The organism is Clostridium sp. AM34-11AC, from assembly GCF_003435375.1.
GTDB lineage: Bacteria > Bacillota > Clostridia > Lachnospirales > Lachnospiraceae > Pilosibacter > Pilosibacter fragilis.
In genome coordinates this window covers 90,491-116,069 of sequence record NZ_QWGL01000007.1, presented here as the reverse complement: position 1 = coordinate 116,069, position 25,579 = coordinate 90,491, and the positions used below count along the sequence as shown (strand labels likewise).

The window sequence follows — 25,579 nt, the reverse complement described above, 5'->3', positions numbered from 1 at the left end:
GAAAAACAGCGGAGAAGAAAATGGCAGGAAAAACAGCAGTGAAAACAGATGTAAAAGCGGGCAGATTTCGGCAGAAAGTTCTTAGCTTTATGAAGAAAAATCATATGACAGACCGGGGAGACAGCGTCCTGGCGGCAGTATCTGGAGGCGCGGACTCGGTCTGCCTGCTTTTGCTTTTGCATGAGATGGCGGCGGAGCTTGGAATTAAAGTCTTTGCATTTCATATGAACCATGGGATCCGCGGAGCGGAGGCTGACCGGGATGAGCAGTTTGTGATGGAACTCTGTGAGCGGTTAAATATTCCGCTCACCGTGGCGCATGAGAAAGTGGAAGAATATGCAGCGGAACGTGGTTTATCGGGCGAAGAAGCGGGGCGGATCCTGAGATATCATCATTTGGGAGAGACTGCGGAAAAGTATCAATGCGCGAAGATCGCTGTCGCACATCATGAAGATGATGATGCGGAGACGGTGCTTTTGAATCTGTTCCGGGGAAGCGGACTTGCCGGACTTTCCGGGATCCGGCCGGTGCGGGAGAATATTATCCGGCCGTTATTATGCGTTTCACGGAAAGAAATTGAGGGATACTTGAATGAGCAGGAGCTTTCCTGGTGCGAAGACTCCACAAATAAGGAAAATGACTACACTCGGAACAAGATCCGAAACGAACTTCTGCCCTGGGTGACAGAGAATATAAACAGCCGGGCAGCAGAACATATTCTGGCGGTGTCGGAGTTTGCGGCGCAGGCAGACGCATATTTTGAGATGGAAGCAGAGAGGATTCTGGAAGAAAGCTGTTCAAAAAGAAGAGAAGAGGGGAAACAGCCGAATTCCAAAAATGCGGGGGAAGCAGATGGAAAAGAGTCTGGGACAGGTCAGAGCTCGAAAGTGGCAGAAAATGAGATGAAAATGTGTACAAAAATCAACACAGACATTTTCGATACCCAGCCCGAGATCCTGAGAACATATATCGTCCGCCGCATGATCCTAAACGCCGCAGGAAAAGCGAAAGATATCACGGAGCGCCATATCCACTCCGTAATGGATCTCTCTGGTCCGGGCGGTGGGCATACTGCAGATCTGCCGTATGGACTCAAGGCGGTGCGTGGATACGATACATTGGAAATCGTGTTGCGAAAAGAAGGCAGAAATTCATCACAAATGCCTGATCTGAATTCAAAATTGGAAAGGAAAGCGGTATCGAGGAAAGAAATCAGAACGGAAATGGGTATGGATGAGATCCCGGACCTGGACGGAACACACATCCGCCTCCATACCATCCCCCGGGAAAAAGAGCTGGAAATTCCGAAAAACCAGTATACGAAATGGTTTGACTATGATAAAATAAACGTTGGATTATCCATAAGATACAGGAAAAATGGGGATTATCTCACACTTTCCGGGGGTGGAAAAAAGAAGCTCCGCAGGTATATGATCGATGAAAAGATCCCGGAAAACGAGCGGGACCGGATCCCGGTCCTTGCAGATGGAGACCATGTATTATGGGTAGTCGGATACCGAATCAGTGATTATTATAAAATAACAGATGAGACTGAGCACATCCTGGAGGCGGAGGTGATCCTGCCTGGTGGGGGAGAGCCGGAAGGCAGCAGACAGGCAGGCATCTGGAATTGCAAAGGAGAAGACCATGGCTGATAAAATTCGTGTATTATTAAATGAAGAAGAAGTTGACAGGCGGATCAAAGAGATCGCGGAGCAGATCAACAAGGACTATGAGGGAAAAGCGGTTCATCTGATCTGTATCTTAAAGGGCGGTGTATTCTTTACCTGTGAGCTTGCAAAGCGCCTGACTGTCCCGGTTACACTGGACTTTATGTCCGTGTCCAGCTACGGCAGCGGCACAGAGTCCTCCGGCGTTGTAAAGATCATCAAAGATCTGGACCAGCCGCTTGAGGGAAAGAATGTCCTGATCGTGGAGGATATTATCGATTCCGGACGCACACTTGCGTACCTTATCGATATTTTACACAAGAGAAATCCGAACTCCATCCACTTATGCACTCTGCTTGACAAGCCGGAGCGCCGCGTAAAGAAACAGGTAAAAGTTGATTACACCTGCTTTACGATCCCGGATGAGTTCGTTGTAGGCTATGGCCTCGATTATGACCAGAAATACCGCAACCTTCCGTTCATCGGCGTTGTGGAGCAGCAGTAAGGAGGCACCCCAAGTTGAAACAGAACCAGCAGTTCCGCGGAATCGGTCTCGTCCTGCTTGTGATCGCGCTTATCACATTCGCGTCAAGCCTGACGAGCCAGGGGAGCTTATTCAGCCAGGAGATGACCCACCAGGAATTCATGGTGGCCGTGGAGAATAAGACCATCGAATCCGTAGACATCAATCAGAACCAGCAGCCGCCGACCGGAATCCTGGATATATTGCTGAAAAGCGGAGACCGGGCAGTTGTCGCAGTGTCCGATGTAAAAGAAGCAGAAAAACTTCTCCAGGAAAACTCTATCGACTATATTGTCGAGAATGTTCCACAGGAGAATTACCTGATGTCCGTTATCATCCCGGTAGCATTGAGCGCTGTGGTCATCATGTTCATGTTTATGTTCATGAACGCGAGACTCGGCGGTGGCGGCGGCGGAAACTCCAAGATGATGAATTTTGGAAAGAGCCGCGCGAAGATGAGCCGGACAAATTCCGTGAACTTCTCAAAGGTCGCAGGTCTTGAGGAGGAGAAGGAAGAACTCGAAGAGATCGTTGATTTCTTGAAGAATCCGAAGAAATATACGGATGTGGGCGCGAGGATCCCGAAGGGAGTGATCCTTGTGGGCCCTCCGGGAACCGGTAAGACACTTCTCGCGAAGGCGGTTGCCGGTGAGGCCGGTGTCCCGTTCTTCTCCATTTCCGGATCGGACTTCGTAGAGATGTTCGTCGGTGTCGGCGCATCCCGTGTCCGCGACCTTTTCGAGGATGCGAAGAAAAACGCGCCGTGCATCGTCTTTATCGACGAGATCGATGCCGTTGCGAGACGCCGCGGTACCGGTATGGGCGGCGGACATGATGAGCGCGAGCAGACCTTAAACCAGCTCCTCGTTGAGATGGACGGTTTCGGCGTCAATGAAGGAATTATCGTTATGGCGGCAACAAACCGTGTAGATATTCTGGATCCGGCGATCTTGAGACCGGGCCGTTTTGACCGGAAGGTCGGAGTCGGAAAACCGGATATCCGCGGACGTGAGGAGATCTTAAAGGTCCACTCCAAAGAAAAGCCGCTGGGCGACGATGTAGATTTGACAAGAGTGGCACAGACCACAGCCGGATTTACCGGTGCGGATCTGGAAAACCTCTTAAATGAGGCGGCAATTCTCGCTGCAAAGCAGTCCCGCCGCTATATTCTCCAGGCTGATATCGATCAGGCATTCGTGAAGGTCGGAATCGGTGCGGAGAAGAAGAGCAAGGTGATCTCCGAGAAGGAGAAGAAGATCACGGCTTACCATGAGACGGGCCATGCGATCCTGTTCCATGAACTCCCGGATGTCGGTCCGGTCCACACGATCTCCATCATCCCGACCGGCATGGGCGCGGCTGGATACACGATGCCGCTTCCGGAGAAGGATGAGATGTTCAACACGAAGAGTAAGATGTTAGAGACCATCATGGTTTCCCTTGGCGGACGGATCGCTGAGGAGATCATCTTCGGCGATGTGACCACCGGTGCCTCCCAGGACATCAAGCAGGCATCCGCGATCGCCCGGGCGATGGTGACCCAGTACGGTATGTCTGAGAAGCTTGGAATGATCAACTATGGCAGTGATGATGACGAGGTGTTCATCGGAAGAGATCTTGCGCATACGAGATCCTACGGCGAGCGTGTTGCCTCCGATATCGACAGCGAGGTAAAGCGGATCATCGACGAGTGCTATGCGAAGGCGAAACAGATCATTCTGGAGCATGAGGATATTCTCCATAAGTGTTCTGCGCTGCTGATCGAGAAAGAGAAGATCGGTCAGGCGGAGTTTGACCGTTTATTTACAGGTGCTGAGGAAAAGTCTGCAGCAACAGAATAAATTTCTGCGTCGGTGGTTCCCTGGGCAGCAGAAAAAGAAAGACTTAGAAATGCTTTGACGGGTCATTTTGAGTAAAACTTTAAAAACTTAAGCAGATCGACGTTTGTGCAAAAGAAATACAGCCAAACGTCGATTTTTTGCTTGAAATGATAAAAATGCATAAAGAAAAATGGACCAGTGGCAGAATGAACAAAAAATATTTTCATGTTTTTAAATGTTTGTGCACACTTATCCGGATTCCTATGCTATATTACTACACGTAACCCCCCAATACATTATATAGTTTTTGCTATACCCCATAAGAGACATAATACCTTTTCCGGAAGAAGGCCAGTGGTTCCCCCCGCTGGCTTTCTTTCTGTCCATTTTTAGACAAAAGACCTGAAATTTTTGCCGCAGTTCAGAGCGGCTGGTTTCAGGTCTTTCTATTTTCGGGTCTATCTATTTTCAGAAAAAAACGTGCAAACAGGTGTGCAATCCTGTATAATAACACTTGTGAGTGAAGTAAATGAAAACAGATATCAGTCATACGGCTGCGTGCTGACCGGGCAGCCGTTTCAGATCAGTAAGGGAGGCCATTCAAAATATGTTGAAGGCGGCACTTTTCAGTGATGGGACAAAAGAGTACCGCATCCCGGAAGAACCGGAGTGCGGGGAGCAGGTAACGATCAGGTTCCGGACTGAAGCCGGGGATGTGGATCGTGTGTATGCGGTGGTCCGGGATGCCGTAAGCCGGGAAGAGGGCAGGCGGCTGGAGCTTAAGAAAAAGGAATCCATCGGAAGATTTGATTTCTATGAGACAGAGATTTTAGTGGGGGAGACCCCGCTGCGATATGATTTTGAAGCGGTAAAGGGGAGCGAGGTCTGCCATTACAATCGTCTCGGCGTTCTGGAGGCCGGCGGCAGGGATGCGCCTTTCGTGATCACACCGGGATTCCATGTACCGGAATGGGCGAAGGGTGCCCTGATGTACCAGATCTTCGTGGACCGGTTTAACAACGGCGATCCGACGAACGATGTTCTGGGGGACGAGTATGTCTACATCGGATTCCCGGTGACGAAGGTGGAAAAATGGGATGAGCGGCTTTCGGTTCTCGATGTGGATCGGTTTTACGGCGGTGATATTCAGGGGATCTGGGATAAGTTAGACTATCTTCAGAGTCTGAAGGTGGAGGTCCTCTATCTGAGTCCGGTGTTCGTGTCTCCGTCGAACCATAAGTACGACTGTCAGGATTACGAGCATATCGATCCGCATTACGGCGTGATCGTAAAGGATGAGGGCGGGCTTGTGACGGGAGACGCGTCAGACAACGGGAATGCGAAGCGGTATTCCGTGCGCACCTCTGACCGGGAAAATCTGGAGGCCAGCGATGAGTTTTTTGTCCGCTTTGTGCAGGAGGTCCATAAGAGGGGGATGCGGATTATCCTGGACGGCGTGTTCAACCACTGCGGTTCCTTCAATAAATGGATGGACCGGGAGAAGATCTATGAGAAGGACGGCGGGTATGAGCCGGGGGCTTACCTGACAGCGGACAGTCCGTACCGGGATTTCTTCCTGTTCGGAGATCAGGACGGATGGCCGGACAATGATTCCTACGAAGGCTGGTGGGGACATAATACGCTGCCGAAGTTAAATTACGAGGGATCCAAGAAGCTGTACCAGTATGTGCTGGACATCGCGAAACGCTGGCTCTCCCCGCCATACTCCATCGATGGCTGGAGACTTGACGTGGCGGCGGATCTCGGGCATTCACCGGAGATGAACCACCGGTTCTGGAGAGATTTCCGGAAGACGGTGAAGGAGGTGAACCCGGACGCGCTGATCCTGGCGGAACATTATGGGGACGCTTCAGACTGGCTTTCCGGGGATCAGTGGGACACGGTGATGAATTACGATGCGTTCATGGAGCCGATCTCCTGGTTCCTCACAGGCCTTGAGAAGCACAGCGAGCGGAAGGATGAGCACCTGCTCCACAACAGCCAGGCGTTTATGTGCTCCATGCTTTCCAATATGAGCCGGATGCAGACGGGATCGCTATACGCGGCGATGAATGAGCTTTCGAACCACGATCACTCGAGATTCCTTACGAGAACGAACCGCATGGTGGGACGGCTTTATAAGCCGGAGGACGCTGAGAACGCAGAAAAAGGCATCAATTACGGAACATTCCGCTCCGGCGCCCTGATCCAGATGACATGGCCGGGGGCTCCGACGATCTATTACGGGGATGAGGCCGGTGTCTGCGGCTGGACAGATCCGGACAACCGGAGAACGTTCCCGTGGGGAAAGGAAGATCTGGAGCTCACGGAATTCCACCGGTATCTGACGGGGATTCGGAACAGGACTCCTGCGTTCAGGCGGGGCGCGTTTAAGTCGCTGTTGGCGGAGAACGGCATGATCGCTTACGGAAGGTTCGACGCAGACGAGCAGGGAGTCGTCGTGGTGAACAGCGAGGACTATGCACAGAGAGTCCGGATCCCGGTATGGGAAGCGGAGGTGACCGCAGATGCCATGGTCCGTGTGATGCTCACGGACGCGAAGCGCTACAATGTAGGAAGCCTGAAATACCCGGTGGTGGATGGTGTGATGGAAGTGGAGCTTCCGGGAAATGGAGCGATGATCTTTATCGCGCGGAGTTCTGGGCAGGATGATGAAAAAACTGCTTGATTTTTGAATTAATGTATGGTATCATTTTGAATTGTCAGAATGATATGGGCGGATTCCCGAGTGGCCAAAGGGGACAGACTGTAAATCTGCTGCAACTTGCTTCGGTGGTTCGAATCCACCTCCGCCCATTATTGATCCAGGAAGTTAGGGAATGAAAAGTCCCAGATTGGAATGAGCAGTTCTTGGCGAGCTGCGGAAAGCCCATCTCGGGAACTGCGTCCCCGAGATGTACGTTGATTTGTAAATACAAATCAACGAATAAATTTCCAAATAAAATTCCTTATGTGAGCAAGCTCTCAACGGAATTTTCTTCGTAAATTTATTACCTTTCCTCTGTGCTTCCAAATTTATGCGCCCAGATAGCTCAGTTGGTAGAGCAGAGGACTGAAAATCCTCGTGTCGCTGGTTCGATTCCAGCTTTGGGCATTAGAGGTACTGGTGAGGATGACTCCGAGGTATTATGGAGCTTCGCTCCATAATCGCCGTTTGCAACGGCGATAACTGCTGACATAGAAATTTTTTCTTATGTGAGCAAGCTCCCAACGAAAACTTTCGATGTCATCAGTTGCCTCTCATTACTTATACGCGGGTGTAGTTCAATGGTAGAACACCAGCCTTCCAAGCTGGATACGTGGGTTCGATTCCCATCACCCGCTCTTCTTATGAATTGCCGGATCTCTGAATCTCAGAGGTCCGGTTTTTCTATATAATAATTGTGTCAGAATGTCAGAATACCCCATAAAAGCTGATACCCCACAGGAGGACGCACATGAATTTACGCGAATATCTGAAAACCACCAACCTCATCACCGACGGCGCCTTCGGAACCTATTTTGCCGCAAAATACCAGACCCAGGATATCCCAGAGCTGGCAAATATTACTGCGCCGGAGAAGGTAAAGAAGATCCACGAAGAATACCTGAATGCCGGAGCGAAATTTATCAGGACAAATACTTTTGCGTCAAACACAGAAACACTGCAGGAGGATTTTGCGGAAGTTGAGAAAAACATTCAGGCGGCGGTTGAGATCGCGAGAGACGCGGTAAACGGGAGAGATGCCTGGATCGCGGGAGATATCGGCCCGATTCCGGTGAATGGAGCGGAGGACGCGGCGGCAGCGGCGGACGAGTATTATCAGATCGCGAAGACCTTTGCGGAGTGCGGTGTCACAGTTCTGGATTTTGAGACATTCGCGGACCTCGACGGAATTCTCCCGGCGATCAAAAAGATCTGCGCGGAATATGAGATGTTTATCATGGTCTCCTTCTCTGTAAACCAGTTCGGCTACAGCGCGGCGGGACTCAGCGCGAAGCGCCTGTTAGCGGATGCGGCGGCTGTTCCGGAGATCGATGCGGTGGGCTTAAACTGCGGCGTAGGTCCAGCCCATATGCGCCAGATCCTGGAAAAGGCAGGACGTCCTGGGGATAAGTTCCTGCTTGCGATCCCGAATGCGGGATATCCGACACTGACAAGAAATAAGCTCCAGTTTGGCAACACACCGGCATACTTTGCGGAGAAGATGAAGGAACTTCAGGCGCTCGGCGCAGATATTCTCGGCGGATGTTGTGGAACGACCCCGGAATTTATCGGAGAAATGTCTTTATGGGACGGAATCTTAAACAAGATTGTCCTGGATACAGAGACGGATAATGGGGAGCAGACGGGACATGTCCAGAGACATGGATTCCTCTACGATGAAAACGGAGAGAGAAAACAGAAAAAGCTTATCGCGGTAGAACTTGCTCCGCCGTTTGATGCGGATGATGAGAAGCTTTTGGAGTCGGCCCATCTTTTAAAGAATGCGGGCGTGGATGTCCTCACATTCCCGGATTCCCCGTCCGGGCGCACGAGAGTCGATTCCGTCCTCATGGCGAGCAAGGTCCGCCAGGCCACAGGCCTTAATGTGATGCCACATATCTGCTGCCGTGACCGGAATGCGATCGCTATGCGGTCCCTGTTTTTGGGAGCGGCCATCAATGACATCCATAACTTCTTAATTATTACAGGAGATCCGATCCCGTCCACAGCGAGGCAGACCGTAAAGGCGGTGTTCAACTCCGATTCCACCGGTCTCATGAAGATCGCAAAGGAGATGAATGAGGATGTCTTCGCGAAGAATCCACTGTGCTACGGCGGCGCCATCAACCAGGGAAGAAAGAATCTGGATGTGGAGATCGGACGTGTGAAGAAAAAGATGGAAGAGGGCGCGGAGTTCTTCCTGACCCAGCCGGTATTCACGAAGGAGGACGCGGCGAGACTGCGCCGGATCAAGGAGGAGACGGGCGCGAAGATCCTCTGCGGGATCATGCCGCTGATCAGCAGAAAAAATGCCATGTTTATGAAAAATGAGATCGCAGGCGTCAACGTGACGGACGAGATCGTTGCCAGATACCCGGAGAAAGCGAACCGCAAGGAAGGCGAGGCAGCGGGAATCCAGCTCGCGAAGGAAGTTATGAAGATGGTGGAAGACTTCGCGGACGGATATTATTTCTCATTCCCGTTCAACCGTGTATACATGTTACAGGACATTATGGGAAAATAAAGAACTGCAAAGATACAGATTGACAGCTTTTTTTCCTTGTGTTATCATGTCAACCGTTGTATAAAATCGGAAATCCCTTGAAAATACAGGGATTTTCTTCCTATAGAAACAGTGACGGCACCCCGGCCCCCGGAGACGGCCGTAAACGGAGAACAGAAAAAAATGATTAAAACGATTACAGCCGCAGAGCTGATCAATGGAAGAACCTTTGACCGGACGATCATTGACATCCGTCCGGCGGAGGAATACAAAAAGGGGTCCATGGACGCCGCCTTAAATATCCCGGAGGACAAGCTGGTGGAATATCTGGAGAATCCGGAAGAGGCAGATCTGGAATCCGGCACCATCGGCGATGGAAAAGCCTGGGAAGAGGGCGTGAATGTGGGAAAGCTTCTCGCGGCGATCCCGAAGGACAAGCCGGTATGGGTACTCTGTCACACCGGAAATAAGAGTCTTTACGTTGCAGAGCTTATGAGCGATGCGGGCTTTGATGCCGGAAGCGTGGAGGGCGGATACCGTTCCTTCCTGCGCCTGTCCCTGTCCATGATGGTCATGAACGAGGAAGAGGTCACAGAGCGGACGAAAGCCATCGAGCGCAGCATCATCACGAAATACCGCAAGTCCATCTGGAGACGCTTCACAAAGGGAGTCCATGACTACGAATTAATTAAGGAAGGCGATAAGATCGCGGTCTGCATTTCCGGAGGAAAAGACTCGATGCTGATGGCGAAGCTTTTACAGGAGCTGCAGCTTCACGGCAAGGTAAAATTCGACCTTGTGTTCCTTGTGATGAATCCGGGCTACAACGAGGACAACTGGAATATCATCTTAAACAACGCGAAGCTTCTCGGCATCCCGATCAACGTGTTTGAGAGCGATATCTTCAACATTGTCGCTGACGTGGATAAGAGCCCGTGCTATCTCTGTGCGAGAATGCGCCGCGGTTACCTTTACTCCCATGCGAAGGAGCTCGGCTGCAACAAGATCGCCTTGGGGCATCATTTCGATGATGTGATCGAGACGACGCTCATGGGCATGCTGTACAGCGGAAAAGTCGAGACGATGATGCCGAAGCTCCACAGCAAGAATTTTGAGGGCATGGAGCTGATCCGCCCGATGTACATGGTCCGCGAGGCGGACATCAAGGCCTGGAGGGATTACAACAACCTTCACTTTATCCAGTGCGCCTGCCGTTTCACCGAGCGCTGTGCGACCTGCGGCGGAGAAAAGGGATCGAAGCGCGACGAGATGAAGGAACTGATCGCGGAACTCAGGAAGCGCTGCGACACCATCGACATGAACATCTTCAACAGTGTCCACAATATTAATTTAAAAACGGTCATCGGCTATCACAAGGGAGACTGGACGTATAATTTTCTTGATGACTATGATGAGGAAGAGAAGAAAATGCCGCGGTAGATAAGGATAGTTCAGGGCGGCAGTCTGTGGGAAACTTGCGCGGAAAATTAAACAAAAGCGTAATTGACAATTCTTTTCAAACACGCTATAATGAGATTCTATCGGAGATCATGCGGATGTGGCGGAACTGGCAGACGCACCAGCCTTAGGAGCTGGCGGGCAACCGTGGGGGTTCAAATCCCTTCATCCGCATTCTTCTTTAGAATTACGAATCGAATAACTACCAGAATAGGGGAGTAGTCGGCGCCACTGGCGCAGTAAGGCCAACATACTGGAAATGATCCTGGTTTTACTTTAAATGATGAGACTTATCTGTCGGGAAAAGACAGAGGGGGTCTCTTTTTTTATGCATTTGCGGGCCTCTTACTGGTGGGAAGATCAACAAGAAATAAAATTTGGAGGAAATGATCTATGGGGCTTCTGGAATTGTTTATCCTGGCTGTGGGGCTGTCGATGGACGCCTTCGCGGTGTCTGTCTGTAAGGGCTTGTCGGTGACGAAAATGGAACCGAAGCATGCGTTGCTCTGCGGCGCTTATTTTGGCGGATTTCAGGCGCTGATGCCGGCACTTGGCTATCTTCTGGGAAGCCAGTTTGAATCCATGATCACCCAGATCGACCACTGGATCGCCTTTGTGCTTCTCGGGATCATTGGATCAAGCATGATCAAAGAATCCAGGGAGGACGAAGAGGAAGAGGTCAGTGCGAGCTTTGATGTGAAGACTATGCTGGCGCTGGCGGTTGCGACGAGTATTGACGCCCTCGCGGTGGGAGTCACCTTTGCATTTCTCCATGTAAATATCGTCTGGGCGGTGACCTTTATCGGCTGTACGACGTTTGTCCTGTCAGCAATCGGGGTAAAGGCCGGTAATGTATTTGGGATGAAATATAAGTCGAGGGCGGAGTTGGCCGGCGGAGTGATCCTGATACTCATGGGGATCAAGATCCTGCTGGAGCATCTGGGATTCCTCGGATAATATGAGATACAAATAGACCTCCGGGATTCTTGACAATGGTTTGACAGACCGATATAATGAGTGAGTATCCGAGAAGCGTACAGCAGTGTACGATGAGCATTGTATACATCAGGGTTCAGCGTCATTTGATGCGGACCCTGTAACTATGTTGACATAAGCATGGAAAACGATTCTAATTTTCCGGAAAGTTGAAAAAATATGGAAAAGAGAAACACAAACAGACAGAGAGAATATCGGGATGATTACCGCCAGCATTCCCCGGCATGGATCCGGGCGCAGCGCAGGAAGAGAAAGCGCATTATAAGACGGCGGATCATGATCGGCAGTGCGGTGATCTGCATCGTGCTGATCGCGGGCGTGATCCGTCTCTTTTCCGGCGGAAAGAGCCATGGAAAAGAGACGGAGTCCAGTGCCATCGAGGAATCCACATTCCAGGCCTCCGATATCAGTGTAAATGGAATTTCCTTAAAGGGAATGACGAGAAGTGAGGCGAAGGCCGCTATTGAAAAAGAATATCCGTGGAAGGTGACGATCACCTACAACGGGGAGAGTATCGACGCGGAGAACCTGATCGACACTGATCTTGACGCATTTTTAGATGGAATCTGCACGGGAAAGGCAGAGGGAGAGTACACCTTCGCGGTTGAAGACTCCGAGGATCTGCAGTCCGCTGCGGCAGAGGCAGCGGCGGACGCGGCGGCGAAGTGGGATGTGAAGGCAAAGAACGGTTCTATCTCCGAGTATGACGCTGCGACAGATAAGTTCCTGTTTGCGGACGGAACTCCGGGCAAGGCTGTGAACCAGGAGAAGCTTATAAAGGATCTTGTGGAGGCGGCTACAAGCGGCAATTATGACGCTGTGATCCAGGCTGAGGTCGATGAGAGCCAGCCGGAGCTTTCCGCAGCAAACGCGAAGGAGCAGTATAAGACTCTTTCTACGTTTACGACGGAGACTACCGCCAACGAGAAAAGAAATACAAACGTAAAGCTTGCGGCCAGAGCCATCAACGGAACCATCGTGCAGCCGGGTGAGGAATTTTCCTTTAATAAGGTTGTAGGACAGCGCACGGCGGAAAAGGGATATCAGGAAGCGGCTGCCTACAGTGGAGGCGAGGTCGTACAGGAACCGGGCGGTGGTGTCTGCCAGGTATCTTCCACGATGTACCGTGTGGCATTTCAGTCCGGTATGCAGATCACGTTCCGAAGATCTCATACCTTTGAGCCGAACTATGTAACTCCGGGACAGGATGCGGCCATCAGCTGGGATATTCCGGATTTCCGGTTTATCAATACATCAAAGGCGGCCATCGGTATCCGCGCGAACTACAGCAACCGGAAGATGACAGTCTCCTTCTACGGAGTACCGGTTCTGGAAGATGGAATCACCTGGAGTCTGGAGTCTGAGAAGACGGATGAGCTTCCGCCGCCGGAGCCGACCTATGTGGAAGACCCGACGCTGGATCCGGGCACCGAGGTGACACAGAAGGCAGCGACGAACGGCAGCCGCTGGGTTACCTATAAGATCGTTTCAAAGAACGGAACCGTTATCGAGAAGACAGAAGATCACGCGAAAACCTACAAGGGACACGCAGCTGTGATCCGCAGAAATACGGGAACCGTGAAGGTTTCACCGGATGAGACGACGGCCGTTGAGTCCACGTCCGCCGCAGCCGTAGACGGAATGCCGGACGGATACGTTCCGGGCGAGAGCGTCGCGCCGGAGAGCTCTGCCGCTGCGACAACCGCAGCCGGTTCTTCCGGCACATCGACAACAGCGGCATCCACCGGTGGATCTGAGACGAAGGGCACACACAGTGAGACAACGGCTGCATCGACGACAGCGGCAGCGACTGAGGCTGCGACGACGGCTGCACCGGCGACAGAAGCAACGACGGCAGCCGCACCAAACGGCCCGGGTGATGAAACAACAGCAGCGGCTACAACGGAAGCGGTTGGAAATATTGCAGGATTTCCGGGAAATTAAATAGAGAGAATAAAGAAAACGCACATCATGCTTTCAATTACCTTAATCATATGGGAGAAAGAAGATGTGCGTTTTGATTTAGTGTGAGAGAACGAGACGTCGCGGAGCGTAAACGAAAGAAAAGAGGTGTCCCAAAGGATACCTCTTTTCTTTCATTTTTGTAAAAGCACGAGACGGGATTCGAACCCGCGACCCTCGCCTTGGCAAGGCGATACTCCACCACTGAGCCACTCGTGCGTATCAGGTTACCATCATGATAGCATGGATCTTTTGAAGTGTCAAGATAAGAAAAGTGTGGTATACTGTGGAGGATATGAAAAAATTTACTGGTCAGGTCAGCACATGGAAGTAAAAGAGAGGAAAAAACATTGGAAACATCAGTAAGATCAAAGGAAATGGATATGTTAAACGGAGGACTGGCAGGAAAACTGATCCTGTTTTCGATACCGTTAGCGTTCAGCAGTATTTTGCAGCAGCTGTTTAATTCAGCGGACGTTGCCGTTGTGGGAAGATTCGCGGGGGAACAGGCGCTGGCGGCCGTGGGAAGCTGTGTGGCACTGGTTGGAATTTTCGTGAACCTGATCGTAGGACTTTCTGTGGGACCGAATGCAGCTCTGGCGAACCTTATTGGTCAGAAGAACCGCGGTAAGATCAACAGCATGGTCCACACGATCCTGACCTTCGGTGCGGTTCTCGGAATTGCGCTTCTCGTGATCGGAATGCTGGTGGCAAGAATGGTCCTTGTGGCATCCGGAACGCCGGAGACAGTGCTGGATCAGGCACTCTTATATATCAGGATCTATTTTGTGGGAATTCCGTTTATGGTCGCGTACAACTTTGGTGCTGCCATTGTCAGAAGCTACGGTGATACGAGGAGACCGATGTACTACCTTATCGTGTCCGGCGTGCTGAATGTAATTTTAAACCTGCTCCTTGTGATCGGATTCCATCTGGGAGTTGCGGGCGTTGCCATCGCCACGGTGATCTCCAACGTGGTCAGCACATTCCTCATTATCTCCCATCTGTACCGCAGGAATGATGAGTTCAGCTTCTGGTTTGACAGGATGCGGATCGATACAAATGAGCTGAAAAAGGTGCTGGCGATCGGTATCCCGGCAGGAATTCAGGGTGCGATCTTTTCTGTTTCCAACGTGTTTATCCAGAGTGGGATCAACATGTTCGGTGAGGCGGCCATCGCGGGTTCATCCCTGGCGCTGAATTTTGAGTATTTTACATATGATATTGCAGGTGCATTTGCCCAGGCGGCGGTTACATTTACAAGTCAGAATTTTGGTGCGGGCAACATGAAGAGATGCAGAAAGATCTTCTGGCTCTGCCTGCTCTTTGGATTCGGATTTACGGAGATCCTCAGCGTGATCTTTATCGTGTGGGAAGATTTTTTCGTCAGCATCTATACGACGAGCGCTGCGGTGGCGGCATACGGGATCATACGAATGGATCGTGTGTGTGCCTTGGAAGGTTTAACTGCGACATATGAGGTTGCCAGTTCCTGCCTGCGAGGAACTGGAAAGTCCCTGGAGCCATCCGTCATCACGATTCTCGGCACAGTCGTATTCCGACTGATCTGGCTCACAACGATATTCCGCATGTTCACGACTTATGATATGTTGATGAATGTGTATGTGGCGTCCTGGCTGTTTACGGGATGTTCAATGTTCGTGGTCTACTTCCTCCATATGAGGAAGATAGATAAGCTGTTAGGGGCGAGATAGAGAGAAATCTGTTACTGTCTGCACAGTGCGTAAATAATAGAGAAGCGTTTTCCTGAGGGATATCTGTTGATGAGATGACCGGACAGGAGAACGCTTTTTAAAATGATGCGCACTCGCGCGAAGATGTAGATTGTCGCAAGCGATCACGCGAGGCACATTCTTTTTCATATATAGTGGTTAAAGACTGGCAGATTGGATGATATGGTTGAGAAGTTAGAAGCCAGTTGAAATGGTTTTCCGGCTTATAAGTGAATGATCTTCGCCCCCAGAAGCTCTGCGGCGTCCTCCGAATGGGTAGCAATGATCAGGAGCTTTCCGGCGCAGAGCTCTTTGACCATGTCGATCGTGAGCTGCCTTGTATCGGCGTCCAGTCCGGTAAAAGGCTCATCCATGAGAATGATCTCAGACGGTGCGAGGATCGCGCGCAGGATCGTGACACGCCTCTTCATGCCGCCGGAAAATTCACAGACAGGCTTATTCAGGGCGTCTTCCGGGAGAAGACGGAGCAGGTATGCGGTCAGAGCTTCGCTGGAATATCGCTTTCCAAGAGCGAAGCGGAGGTTTTCAATGGCGGTATAGCCTTCCAGAAGACGGTTTTCCTGAAAAACTGCGGAGATCAGGGGACGCATTCCCCGGATCCTGCAAGGATCAGATTTTGATACCATGCCGGAAGATGCTTTTATATCGTTATTGCCGGTATCCCCTGCTGATGTACCGAACAGGATCACACCGGAATCCGGCTTTTCAAGTCCGAGGATCAGACGGAACATTGTAGTCTTTCCGTTTCCGGATGGTGCCATCAGACAGTAAAAAGTTCCGAAGGAAAATTCCAGGGAGAGATCGGAGAGAACCGGCTGCCCGTCGTAGGATTTGGTGACGGAGCGGAGCGCGAGAGCAGTGTCGTTTTTTTTATTTATCGGACTCATTCATATCGGCCCCCTTTCCGGCACATTTCCTGAGGATCCACAGAAATCCTTTCTCAAACAGACTGCTCACAAGAATGATGACGACCGTCCACGCGAAGAGTTCTGCGGTGCTCAGATAGATCTTCGCGAGATACAGCCCCTCGCCGATGGAACCGTCCGGCACACCGATGACTTCGGCAGCGATCCCTGACTTAAATCCCATGCCGAGGGCAGTGCGGCAGGCACTTTTTAAGTACGGGTAGAGTGCTGTGCGGTAGATATAGAACGCCCGGCGGATAAACGGGACGTGGAAGACTTCCGCCATCTCTAAAAGCTCCCGGTCCGCGGATATCAGCCCGGCTTTCGTGTTCACATGAATCATGGGATAGACCACGAGGAACGAGATAAAGACGGAGAGGTTTTTAGAGCCGGTCCAGATCAGCGCCAGGATCACGAAGGACGCGACGGGAACCGTCTTCATGAGCTGCACCGGCGGCTCTAAGAATTCGTCCACGATGGGAAAACGGTACGCCAGAGAACCGGTGAAAAGTCCAAGAAAAAACGCCAGAAAGAATCCGATGCTGATCCGCCAGAAAGAAAACGCGATGGCGGACCAGAAATCCGGGAGTAGGATCTGCTCACAGAGCGCCCGCAGCGTATCGACAGGTCCCACAAGGAAAATATGATTCCGGATCAGGGAGGCTGCGGTCTGCCAGAGGACGATCCAGAACAGGATGATCGAGAGCCTGCGGAGAAATCTGGAAAAACGATGATCCATGGCGGCTGTCTCCTTTCATAAAGTGTAATAAAAATCAATGCTGTTTTCCAGCGGTTGAATTTCTGCATGTAATCGTAATAATAAAATTATAGTAACTATTCAGTGCCTTCATAGTTACGTGCAAAAATCCATTCCAGATCAGCTTCGCTGATGGGATTTTTGCCTTCCAGCCTATGTTTTCTTACGGTCAGCGCAGCAAGTGCGCAGACCTACTGAACAGTTACAAATTATGACAGATATTTCTCATGGCTCAAGCAATTAAACTGACTTATGTAAACTAAATTCCGTGAGAATAAACGGCGATATAGAAATGAGGTATGACTGTTTTGCCAGCCATACCTCGTTTTTCACAGTCGGCATGAATGCTTGTAACTGTTAAGAACTTTCGCAGTCACAATTACTTTACATAGTAGAATCCATCATCCGACAGCTCACCGCCGACGGAGGCCGGGTTCTGGTCGTACAGAGCCTGAAGGTAACCGGAAAGTGCTGTTTTCATCTCATCACCGGAGATAAAGGTGATGTTGCAGTACGGAAGCGCTTTTTTCGCGATCGGAGCCTTTGCGACGATCTCAGCCTTTGCGATGAGCTCGGCTGCGGCATCCGGATCCTCCGCGGTGAAGGCGATGGATGCCTCATGTTCCTGTAAGAATGTATCGACGAGATCCTCGTGCTCCTTTAAGAAATCATTGTTTACAATGGTAACACCTGTTACAAGACGGCTTCCGGAACCTTCGCCCTGGACATTATCCCACTCTTTTGTGAGGTCCATGATGATGGAGAGCTTTTCGTTCTGGGCGAGAGCGGCAGTTACGAATGGCTGCGGAAGAAGACCGATGGCGTTCGGATCCTCAGCGAGGACGGAAGCAACCTCAGATGCCTCGGACTTGAATTCAAGAGTTACATCATCCTCTCCGAGTCCTGCGGCGGAGAGCACATAGCGGAGTGCGTATTCCGGAGTAGTTCCCTTTCCCGGAAGATATACGGTCTTTCCCTTTAACTGATCAATCGTTGTCACGGAGCTGTCGGCAGATACGAAGTAGAGAACGCCGAGAGTGTTGATATCGATCACGGAGATATTTTTGTTTGTCTTATTGTAGAGAACGCTTGCGACGTTCGCCGGAAGCAGGGCGATATCGACTTTTCCGCCTGCGACCATGGCGGTCATCTCGTCAGCCGCGGTGACCATAGTGAATTCGTAGCTGTTCTCGGACTCCCCGTTTGCGGCCTCGTCCATGAGCTTTACAAGTCCCATGGTGGTCGGACCCTTTAAACCGCCGACACGGACAACGGTCTCATCACCGGTGTTTTCGGCAGCGGACTCGGAAGCGGCTTCCGTTGTGGTCTCCTCAGCGGCAGTCGTTGTCTCCTCCGCGGAAGAAGCGGCAGCTGTTGTTTCGATTTTGGATGATGAGCAGCCTGCAAGGAGAGATCCCGCGATCGCGGCAGCCATCATGACGGATAACATTTTTCTCATAACTTAGTTCCTCCTGAAAAAAATCTGACAGACACGGGTCTTGTCCCACTGTCTGCGTGAATGATAAATCCCCGGTATGCACACGAAAAGAGCATACCGGGGATCCTGAATATGACAGATATTCCCGTATCAGATTCTTTTCGTCTTTTCCCTCAGGACAGTTGACCTTTGGGGTTAGCACGACCGAACTAAATAGAATATATCATGGGGAGTTAGGAATGTCAATCCAACATGAGACTGGGGGAAAACATGTTTTAAAGGCGAAGGCTGCATATGCCAAACCGAAAATAATCGGAAACGGAGTGGCGGGAAAGAGGCGGAACCGGAACCTGACTTTGTGAAAAAAAGAGACAAAGAAAGCGGTGCTGGACAGCCGCATACTGCGAACAAATATCCGACACAGAAAGACAGAAAAACCCAGGAAAATACAAGAAATTTCGCTGCCTGTACTTTATTGTATACAATTTAAGAAAATAAGGTTTTTCCCCGGAATGCGTTGGATTATATACAATTTCCGACTTGCTTTGCAAAGGGGGATATGCGATAATATGATGCGAAAACATTAAAAATTAAGGTAAGATAGAGGATTCAAAATTTAGGAGGAAATGGTATGAAAACCAACGATGAGGCACTGCTTAAGATCAAGTATAACGTGCTGCGCACAGTTTCCAGGCTGGCTTTTGAGGGCAGACTCGAGGAAGAGAGAGACAATATCCCGTTCAAACTGATCCCGGGTCCAAAGGCACAGTTCCGCTGCTGTGTATACAAGGAGAGAGAGATCATCCGTCAGAGAATCCGTCTCGTGGAGGGAAAATGTCCGAGTGACAAACAGAGCGACAATATCATTCAGGTTATCTCTTCTGCATGTGAGGAGTGTCCGATCACAAGATTCGTTGTAACCGATAACTGTCAGAAATGTATGGGTAAAGCCTGTCAGAACGCATGTAACTTTGGTGCGATCTCGATCGGCCGCGACCGTGCCCATATCGATCCGAGTGTCTGTAAAGAGTGCGGACGCTGTGCTCAGTCATGTCCGTACAATGCGATCGCTGAGCTGATCCGTCCGTGCCGCCGTGCATGTCCGGTAGATGCGATCACAATGGATCCGGAGACCGGAATCTGCCAGATCGATGAAAAGAAATGTATCCAGTGCGGTGCCTGCGTAAGAAGCTGCCCGTTCGGTGCAATTTCCTCCAAGGTATATGTTGTACAGGTGATCGAGGCGATCAAGGCCGGCAAGAAGGTCGTTGCCATGGTTGCTCCGGCTGCTGAAGGTGAGTTCGGCCAGGATATCACAATGGAGAGCTGGCGTACTGCATTAAAGAAGGTTGGCTTTGCCGATATGGTAGAGGTTGCTGCCGGTGCTGATATGACAGCAGCTTACGAGGCAATGGAATGGGCAGAGGCATTTAAGGAAGGCAAGAAGATGACGACCTCCTGCTGTCCGGCATTTGTAAATATGATCAAGAAACACTACCCGACTCTGATCGATAATATGTCCACAACGGTATCCCCGATGTGCGCGGTATCCAGAATGTTAAAAGCGATCGATCCGGAGACAGTTACCGTATTTATCGGACCGTGTATGGCAAAGAAGTCTGAGGCGGCTGACAAGTCCATCGAGAACAATGCGGATTATGTTCTGACCTTCGGTGAGGCCATCGAAATGCTGCGCGGAAAAGAAGTTGAGCTTGAGCCGGCTGAGGAGACAAAGCAGGAAGGCAGTGTCTTCGGAAAACGCTTTGGCAATGGCGGCGGCGTGACAAACGCAGTGATCGAGTGCTTCAAGGAAAGAGGCGAGAGCGCAGATGTTAAGGTTGCGCGCTGCAGCGGTGCGGCTGAGGTTAAGAAAGCCCTTCTTCTTCTCAAGGTCGGCAGACTTCCGGAAGACTTCATTGAGGGTATGATGTGCCAGGGCGGCTGCGTAGGCGGACCGAGCAACATGAAACAGGAGATGGCATTCAAGAAAGACCGTGACGCTGTGATTGCGAAGGCAGACGACCGCGGAGTATGGGAGAACTTAAAGAATTACGATATGGATTCCTTCTCTATGCATCGCAGCTACGAGAAGCCGGAGGCTTAATGTAGGTTTACATAACATATGAATATGGCAGGGTGTCTGGCTGAGGCTGGCGGACATCTGTGAACAAAAGAACAGCATGTATTTTCTGGAGAATTTCTGGAAGGTATATGCTGTTTTGATGTCATGGATCCGGGGGGTGTCGGCTTAACAGCGGAAAAATGTGACCTGCAGCAAGTGCTCATGCCTGGGTGAACGGAAGATGGTACTATCTGAACGCGGACGGAGATATGGCGATCGGCTGGATCCTTGTGAACGGAGTCTGGTATTACCTGAATCCGATGGCAGGAGTCCTTGATCCGGGTGGAAATCCGATACCGGAGGGCGCAATGTACGTAAGTGCTGTGACGCCGGATGGCTATCATGTCGGAGTATCCGGGGCGCTGATCGGAAGATAACAGACAGCGGCAGGTATCTGAAACGATATCTGCCGCTGTTTTTGTTGTGCTTTATCCAGGTTCGATAAGATCCCACCTTTTTCAGGTGGTAGTAACAGCAAATTCGTCTCAGTGGAAGTCAGTTTTCGACTGAGACGAATTTGTATTTAGAAGCTTATGGTATGTAGATTACAACCGGCACTTATTGACCCGCTTGGAAGAAAGCTCTTCCACTTTTTTTAACGTCTTCGCCAAATTCGGATCCACATACTCCTCTTTCTCAAGATTCTTCTGTGCTGTGGAAAGCATCAGCTTGATACGGTTTAACTGGTTTACCTCACTGGCGCCCGGATCATAGTCGACGGCGATGATATTTGCCTTGGGGTTCGCGTAGCGAAGCTCCTTGATGACACCTTTTCCGACGATATGGTTCGGCAGGCAGCCGAAAGGCTGGACGCAGACGATGTTGTTGACACCGCTCTTGATGAGCTCCAGCATCTCACCGGTCAGGAACCAGCCCTCACCGGTCTGGTTTCCGAGGGAGACAAAGCCGTTTGCCATCACTGCCAGATCCTTGATCCTTGAAGGCGGAGTGAAGTGAGTGCTCTTTTCAAGAGCAATTCTTGCGGCCTTTCTCATGTACTCCAGAAGGGAGATCGCCATGTTGCAGAGATGCGCCGTGGAGCGCTTCATTCCCAGATTATCTGCCTTGAAGTTGCTGTTGTAGAAGCAGTAAAGCAGGAAATCCATGAGATCCGGCATTACCGCCTCAGCGCCCTCGGACTCTAAGAGCTCCACGATATGGTTGTTGGCGGTCGGTGAGAATTTCACGAGGATCTCTCCGACGATTCCGACCTTCGGTTTGTGGACATTCGTGCGCTCTAAGTTATCGAAGTCGTGGATGATGCCGCGGATATTCTTCACAAAGGTCATCATTCCGGCGCTCTTTGTGGAGAGTGCTTTGACACAGATCTTCTTCCATTTCTCGTGGAGCGCATTTGCGGAGCCTGGAACGGCCTCGTAAGGTCTTGTAGCGTAGAGAACACGCATAAATACATCACCGTATACAACAGCCTGAAGAGCCTTCACAAGCATGGAGGGCGTGTAGGTGAAGCCTGGATTCGTCTCCATACCGTTCGCGTTGATGGAGATGACCGGGATCTGCGCCATTCCGGCTTTTTCGAGTGCGCGGCGGATAAATCCGATGTAGTTCGACGCACGGCAGCCGCCTCCGGTCTGGCTCATGAGGACGGCTGTGTGGTCGAGATCATACTTTCCGGATAGCAGGGCATCCATGATCTGTCCGATGACGATCAGGGACGGGTAGCAGGCGTCATTGTTTACATATTTTAATCCCGTATCCACGGCTGTCTTGTCATCGTTCTGGAGAACGACGAGGTTGTAGCCGAAGCTGCGGATCGCCGGTTCGATGAGCTCGAAGTGGATCGGGGACATCTGCGGGCAGAGCAGCGTGTAGTTCTTTTTCATCTCCTTCGTGAAGATCACACGGTTGTAGGAGCTGGATACGATATTTCTCGTGTAGCGGCGCTCCTCGCGGACGCGGAGGGCGGAGATGAGGGAACGGATACGGATCCTTGCGGCTCCGAGGTTGTTGACCTCATCGATCTTTAAGACCGTATAGATTTTACCGGATCGGGTGAGAATATCACTGACCTGATCGGTGGTCACGGCGTCGAGACCGCAGCCGAAGGAATTCAGCTGGACGAGATCCAGGTTATCCTGTGTCTTTACAAAGGTCGCCGCCGCATAGAGGCGGGAGTGGTACATCCACTGGTCGGTAACGACGAGCGGGCGCTCCACCTTTCCTAAATGGGATACGGAATCCTCCGTGAGGACAGCGAAACCGTAGGAGGTGATCATATCGGCGATGCCGTGGTTGATCTCCGGATCGATGTGGTACGGACGTCCCGCAAGGACGATACCGTGTTTTCCGGTATCTTTTAAGTACTGTAAGACTTCCTCGCCTTTCTTCTCCACATCGGTTCTCGCCTGGGCGAGTTCATTCCAGGCCTTTTTAGCGGCCTTCTTCGTCTCGGATTCCGGAATATCGAATTCCTTCTTAAAGACTTCCTGAAGCTGCTTTGAAAGGATCTCCTCACTTGTGAACGCCATGAACGGATTTAAGAACTTCACGTCCTTTTCCTTTAATTCCTCCATGTTGTTCTTGATGTTCTCCGAGTAGGAGGTGACCATCGGGCAGTTGTAGTGGTTTCCGGCTCCCGGAACCTCTTTCCGCTCGTAAGGAATACACGGATAGAAGATAAACGGCACATCGCGTTTGATGAGCCAGGAAATGTGACCGTGGGCAAGCTTTGCCGGGTAACATTCAGACTCACTCGGGATCGTCTCGATGCCCAGCTCGTAGATCTGGTGGCTGGACTGTGGGGACAGCATCACGCGGAAGCCGAGCTCCTTAAAGAAGGTTGCCCAGTACGGGAAGTTCTCGTACATGTTGAGAACCCGCGGGATTCCCACAACGCCGCGGGTCGCCTTGTCGGCTGTCAGCGGCTCATAGTCGAAAAGTCTGTGATACTTCCATGTAAAGAGGTTCGGGATGTCACGTTTTGCCTTTTCCACGCCGAGACCGCGCTCACAGCGGTTTCCGGAAATATACTGACGTCCCCCCTCGAACCGGTTGATGGTCAGGACACAGTGGTTTACGCATCCGCGGCAGCGGCTCATGGTTGTCGTGTAGGTCAAATTGATCATATCGTCCAGAGAGAGCATCGTCGTCTCATGGGGACGGTGCATGTAGCGCTCACGGGCGATCAGTGCCGCACCGAAGGCACCCATGATACCTGCGATATCCGGGCGGACGGCATTGCAGCCGGAGATCCGCTCGAAGCTTCGGAGGACTGCGTCATTGTAGAAGGTTCCGCCCTGTACAACGACGTTCTTTCCGAGGTCGCCGGCGGAAGTGATCTTGATGACCTTAAACAGGGCGTTCTTGATAACAGAGTAAGCGAGACCGGCGGAGATATCCGCAACGGAAGCGCCCTCTTTCTGCGCCTGTTTTACGTTGGAGTTCATGAATACGGTACATCTCGTTCCGAGATCCACGGGGTTCTGGGCAAAAAGTGCCGCCTTTGCGAAATCCTGAACGCTGTAGTTTAAGGATTTTGCGAAGGTCTCGATGAAGGAACCGCAGCCGGAGGAACATGCCTCGTTGAGCTGGACACTGTCCACGGTGCCGTCCTTGATGCGGATACATTTCATATCCTGACCACCGATATCGAGGATGCAGTCTACGGACGGATCGAAGAATGCCGCCGCGTAGTAGTGGGAGATCGTCTCGACCTCGCCCTCATCCAGCATGAAGGCCGCCTTTAAGAGGGCCTCGCCGTAGCCGGTGGAGCAGGAGTAGGCGATCTTCGCGCTGTCCGGAAGCAGGGACTTGATCTCCTTTATGGAAGAGATCGCGGTTGCCAACGGGCTTCCGTTGTTGCTGCTGTAAAAGCTGTAGAGCAGGGAACCGTCCTCGCCGACGAGTGCCACCTTCGTTGTGGTGGAACCGGCATCGATTCCTAAGAATACATTCCCCTCATAGGTGGAGAGATCGCCGCGGCGGACCTTGTACTGGTCATGGCGGTCGGTGAATTCCTTATAATCTGCCTCATCCTTAAATAAAGGCTGCATTCTCTTTACTTCAAATTTCATCTTGATGCCGCCGGAAAGATCTGCGATCAGCTTGTCAAGAGAGAAGATCTCCGCGCGATCCTTCGCATTCATGGCAGCGCCGACGGCAGCGAAAAGATGGGAATGGTCCGGGGCGATGATCGCATCACCGGTTAAATTTAAGGTGCGGATAAAGGCGTTTCGAAGCTCCGGCAAAAAGTGCAGCGGACCGCCGAGGAACGCTACGTTTCCGCGAATCGGTTTTCCGCAGGCAAGACCGCTGATGGTCTGGTTCACAACCGCCTGAAAAATAGAGGCTGCAAGATCCTCACGGGTCGCGCCGTCGTTGATCAGCGGCTGGATATCAGACTTTGCGAATACGCCGCAGCGGGCAGCGATCGGGTAGATCGCCTTATAATTTTTTGCATATTCATTCAGACCGGCAGCATCCGTCTGTAATAAGGAAGCCATCTGGTCGATAAAGGAACCGGTACCGCCGGCGCAGATTCCGTTCATACGCTGGTCGATCCCGCCTGTAAAGTAGATGATCTTCGCGTCCTCGCCGCCAAGCTCGATGGCGACATCCGTCCGCGGAGCGTAGTCCTGAAGTGCGGTCGCAACCGCTACAACCTCCTGGACAAATGGAATATGTAAGTAACCCGACAGAGTGAGTCCGCCGGAACCTGTAATATTGGGCCGTAAAGAGAGTTCACCGAGTTCTCCCTTACACTTTTTCAGAAGCGAGGCCAGGGTTTCCTGGATATTGGCGTAATGCCGCTCATAATCCGCGAATAAAATTTTGTTGTTGTCGTCGATCACGGCAACTTTTACTGTAGTGGAACCGATATCGATTCCAAGACGATAGCATTGATTCATACGAGCGGGGAGTTCTCCCCATACCTCCTTTTCAACAGAAAAAAACGAGCCGTCCGCAAAAAGCAGGCAGCCAGCCGGAATGCGGGCATCAACATG

General features: G+C 51.3%; 15 protein-coding genes and 5 tRNA genes. 15 read left to right on the top strand and 5 right to left on the bottom strand.

All coding sequences use genetic code 11. From position 1 onward, the window contains the following. Nucleotides 1-20: 20 nt before the first annotated feature. The 12 genes from tilS (at nt 21) to DW826_RS06740 (ending at nt 13,621) form a co-directional block, all read left to right on the top strand. A complete protein-coding gene (gene tilS, locus DW826_RS06795) occupies nt 21-1,655 on the top strand; it encodes a tRNA lysidine(34) synthetase TilS (RefSeq protein ID WP_117552377.1) in 1,635 nt (544 codons plus the stop codon). Beyond that, nucleotides 1,648-2,175, top strand: a complete 528-nt coding sequence (hpt, locus tag DW826_RS06790; RefSeq protein ID WP_015552347.1) for a hypoxanthine phosphoribosyltransferase — start codon at nt 1,648-1,650, stop codon at nt 2,173-2,175. Before tilS ends, hpt begins: the two co-directional genes overlap by 8 nt. 14 nt (nt 2,176-2,189) lie before the next feature. Continuing rightward, on the top strand, nt 2,190-4,034 hold the full coding sequence (ftsH, locus tag DW826_RS06785; RefSeq protein WP_207659885.1) for an ATP-dependent zinc metalloprotease FtsH: 1,845 nt from the start codon (nt 2,190-2,192) through the stop codon (nt 4,032-4,034). 586 nt (nt 4,035-4,620) lie between these two features. Then, nucleotides 4,621-6,702 (top strand): glycoside hydrolase family 13 protein, encoded by a 2,082-nt coding sequence (locus DW826_RS06780; protein WP_181968011.1) that lies wholly within the window; start codon nt 4,621-4,623, stop codon nt 6,700-6,702. A 46-nt stretch (nt 6,703-6,748) separates the two neighbouring features. Continuing rightward, nucleotides 6,749-6,830 (top strand) — tRNA-Tyr (locus DW826_RS06775). 225 nt (nt 6,831-7,055) lie between these two features. Beyond that, a tRNA-Phe gene (locus DW826_RS06770) sits at nt 7,056-7,128 on the top strand. Between the two features lie 159 nt (nt 7,129-7,287). Then, nucleotides 7,288-7,358 (top strand) — tRNA-Gly (locus DW826_RS06765). Between the two features lie 113 nt (nt 7,359-7,471). Continuing rightward, complete coding sequence (locus tag DW826_RS06760) at nt 7,472-9,244, top strand: bifunctional homocysteine S-methyltransferase/methylenetetrahydrofolate reductase (protein ID WP_117552375.1); 1,773 nt, start codon at nt 7,472-7,474, stop codon at nt 9,242-9,244. 162 nt (nt 9,245-9,406) lie between these two features. Further along, a complete protein-coding gene (locus DW826_RS06755) occupies nt 9,407-10,663 on the top strand; it encodes an ATP-binding protein (RefSeq protein ID WP_117504280.1) in 1,257 nt (418 codons plus the stop codon). A 112-nt stretch (nt 10,664-10,775) separates the two neighbouring features. After that, nucleotides 10,776-10,855, top strand: a tRNA-Leu gene (locus DW826_RS06750). A 219-nt stretch (nt 10,856-11,074) separates the two neighbouring features. Further along, complete coding sequence (locus tag DW826_RS06745; protein ID WP_117552374.1) at nt 11,075-11,638, top strand: manganese efflux pump MntP family protein; 564 nt, start codon at nt 11,075-11,077, stop codon at nt 11,636-11,638. Between the two features lie 198 nt (nt 11,639-11,836). Continuing rightward, a complete protein-coding gene (locus DW826_RS06740; RefSeq protein WP_117515579.1) occupies nt 11,837-13,621 on the top strand; it encodes a VanW family protein in 1,785 nt (594 codons plus the stop codon). 165 nt (nt 13,622-13,786) lie between these two features. On the opposite strand, the gene DW826_RS06735 is transcribed toward DW826_RS06740, so the two are convergent. Further along, nucleotides 13,787-13,858, bottom strand: a tRNA-Gly gene (locus DW826_RS06735). A 164-nt stretch (nt 13,859-14,022) separates the two neighbouring features. Here DW826_RS06735 and DW826_RS06730 point away from each other — a divergent pair. Continuing rightward, nucleotides 14,023-15,354 (top strand): MATE family efflux transporter, encoded by a 1,332-nt coding sequence (locus DW826_RS06730; RefSeq protein ID WP_117515577.1) that lies wholly within the window; start codon nt 14,023-14,025, stop codon nt 15,352-15,354. A 242-nt stretch (nt 15,355-15,596) separates the two neighbouring features. Here the strand turns inward: DW826_RS06730 and DW826_RS06725 are convergent, their stop codons facing one another. From DW826_RS06725 to DW826_RS06715, 3 genes are all read right to left on the bottom strand, one after another. Next, entirely contained in the window at nt 15,597-16,280 is a 684-nt protein-coding gene (locus DW826_RS06725) for an ATP-binding cassette domain-containing protein (protein ID WP_117552373.1), read from the bottom strand. After that, nucleotides 16,264-17,037 carry an ABC transporter permease subunit gene (locus tag DW826_RS06720; protein WP_117515571.1) on the bottom strand — a complete coding sequence of 258 codons (774 nt, stop codon included), beginning with the start codon at nt 17,035-17,037 and terminating at the stop codon, nt 16,264-16,266. The genes DW826_RS06725 and DW826_RS06720 overlap by 17 nt, the downstream gene beginning before the upstream one ends. Nucleotides 17,038-17,434: 397 nt before the next feature. Next, nucleotides 17,435-18,514 (bottom strand): ABC transporter substrate-binding protein, encoded by a 1,080-nt coding sequence (locus tag DW826_RS06715; RefSeq protein WP_117552372.1) that lies wholly within the window; start codon nt 18,512-18,514, stop codon nt 17,435-17,437. A 610-nt stretch (nt 18,515-19,124) separates the two neighbouring features. Here DW826_RS06715 and DW826_RS06710 point away from each other — a divergent pair. Both DW826_RS06710 and DW826_RS06705 read left to right on the top strand, forming a co-directional pair. Next, nucleotides 19,125-20,597 (top strand): 4Fe-4S dicluster domain-containing protein, encoded by a 1,473-nt coding sequence (locus DW826_RS06710; protein ID WP_117552371.1) that lies wholly within the window; start codon nt 19,125-19,127, stop codon nt 20,595-20,597. Between the two features lie 188 nt (nt 20,598-20,785). Then, the gene (locus DW826_RS06705) at nt 20,786-20,992 is read left to right on the top strand and encodes a hypothetical protein (RefSeq protein ID WP_117470847.1); all 207 of its coding nucleotides are present in this window, start codon (nt 20,786-20,788) and stop codon (nt 20,990-20,992) included. Between the two features lie 168 nt (nt 20,993-21,160). On the opposite strand, the gene DW826_RS06700 is transcribed toward DW826_RS06705, so the two are convergent. Next, entirely contained in the window at nt 21,161-25,483 is a 4,323-nt protein-coding gene (locus DW826_RS06700) for a 2-hydroxyacyl-CoA dehydratase (protein WP_117552370.1), read from the bottom strand. Between the last annotated feature and the right edge of the window lie 96 nt (nt 25,484-25,579).

Bases quoted from the DNA above. Each gene is read 5' to 3' on its own strand.
- DW826_RS06700 (WP_117552370.1), bottom strand. From the start codon at position 25,483: ATGAATCAATGCTATCGTCTTGGAATCGATATCGGTTCCACTACAGTA.
- DW826_RS06710 (WP_117552371.1), top strand. From the start codon at position 19,125: ATGAAAACCAACGATGAGGCACTGCTTAAGATCAAGTATAACGTGCTG.
- DW826_RS06760 (WP_117552375.1), top strand. From the start codon at position 7,472: ATGAATTTACGCGAATATCTGAAAACCACCAACCTCATCACCGACGGC.
- hpt (WP_015552347.1), top strand. From the start codon at position 1,648: ATGGCTGATAAAATTCGTGTATTATTAAATGAAGAAGAAGTTGACAGG.
- DW826_RS06715 (WP_117552372.1), bottom strand. From the start codon at position 18,514: ATGAGAAAAATGTTATCCGTCATGATGGCTGCCGCGATCGCGGGATCT.
- DW826_RS06720 (WP_117515571.1), bottom strand. From the start codon at position 17,037: ATGGATCATCGTTTTTCCAGATTTCTCCGCAGGCTCTCGATCATCCTG.
- DW826_RS06725 (WP_117552373.1), bottom strand. From the start codon at position 16,280: ATGAGTCCGATAAATAAAAAAAACGACACTGCTCTCGCGCTCCGCTCC.
- DW826_RS06755 (WP_117504280.1), top strand. From the start codon at position 9,407: ATGATTAAAACGATTACAGCCGCAGAGCTGATCAATGGAAGAACCTTT.
- DW826_RS06740 (WP_117515579.1), top strand. From the start codon at position 11,837: ATGGAAAAGAGAAACACAAACAGACAGAGAGAATATCGGGATGATTAC.
- DW826_RS06730 (WP_117515577.1), top strand. From the start codon at position 14,023: ATGTTAAACGGAGGACTGGCAGGAAAACTGATCCTGTTTTCGATACCG.
- tilS (WP_117552377.1), top strand. From the start codon at position 21: ATGGCAGGAAAAACAGCAGTGAAAACAGATGTAAAAGCGGGCAGATTT.
- DW826_RS06780 (WP_181968011.1), top strand. From the start codon at position 4,621: ATGTTGAAGGCGGCACTTTTCAGTGATGGGACAAAAGAGTACCGCATC.
- DW826_RS06745 (WP_117552374.1), top strand. From the start codon at position 11,075: ATGGGGCTTCTGGAATTGTTTATCCTGGCTGTGGGGCTGTCGATGGAC.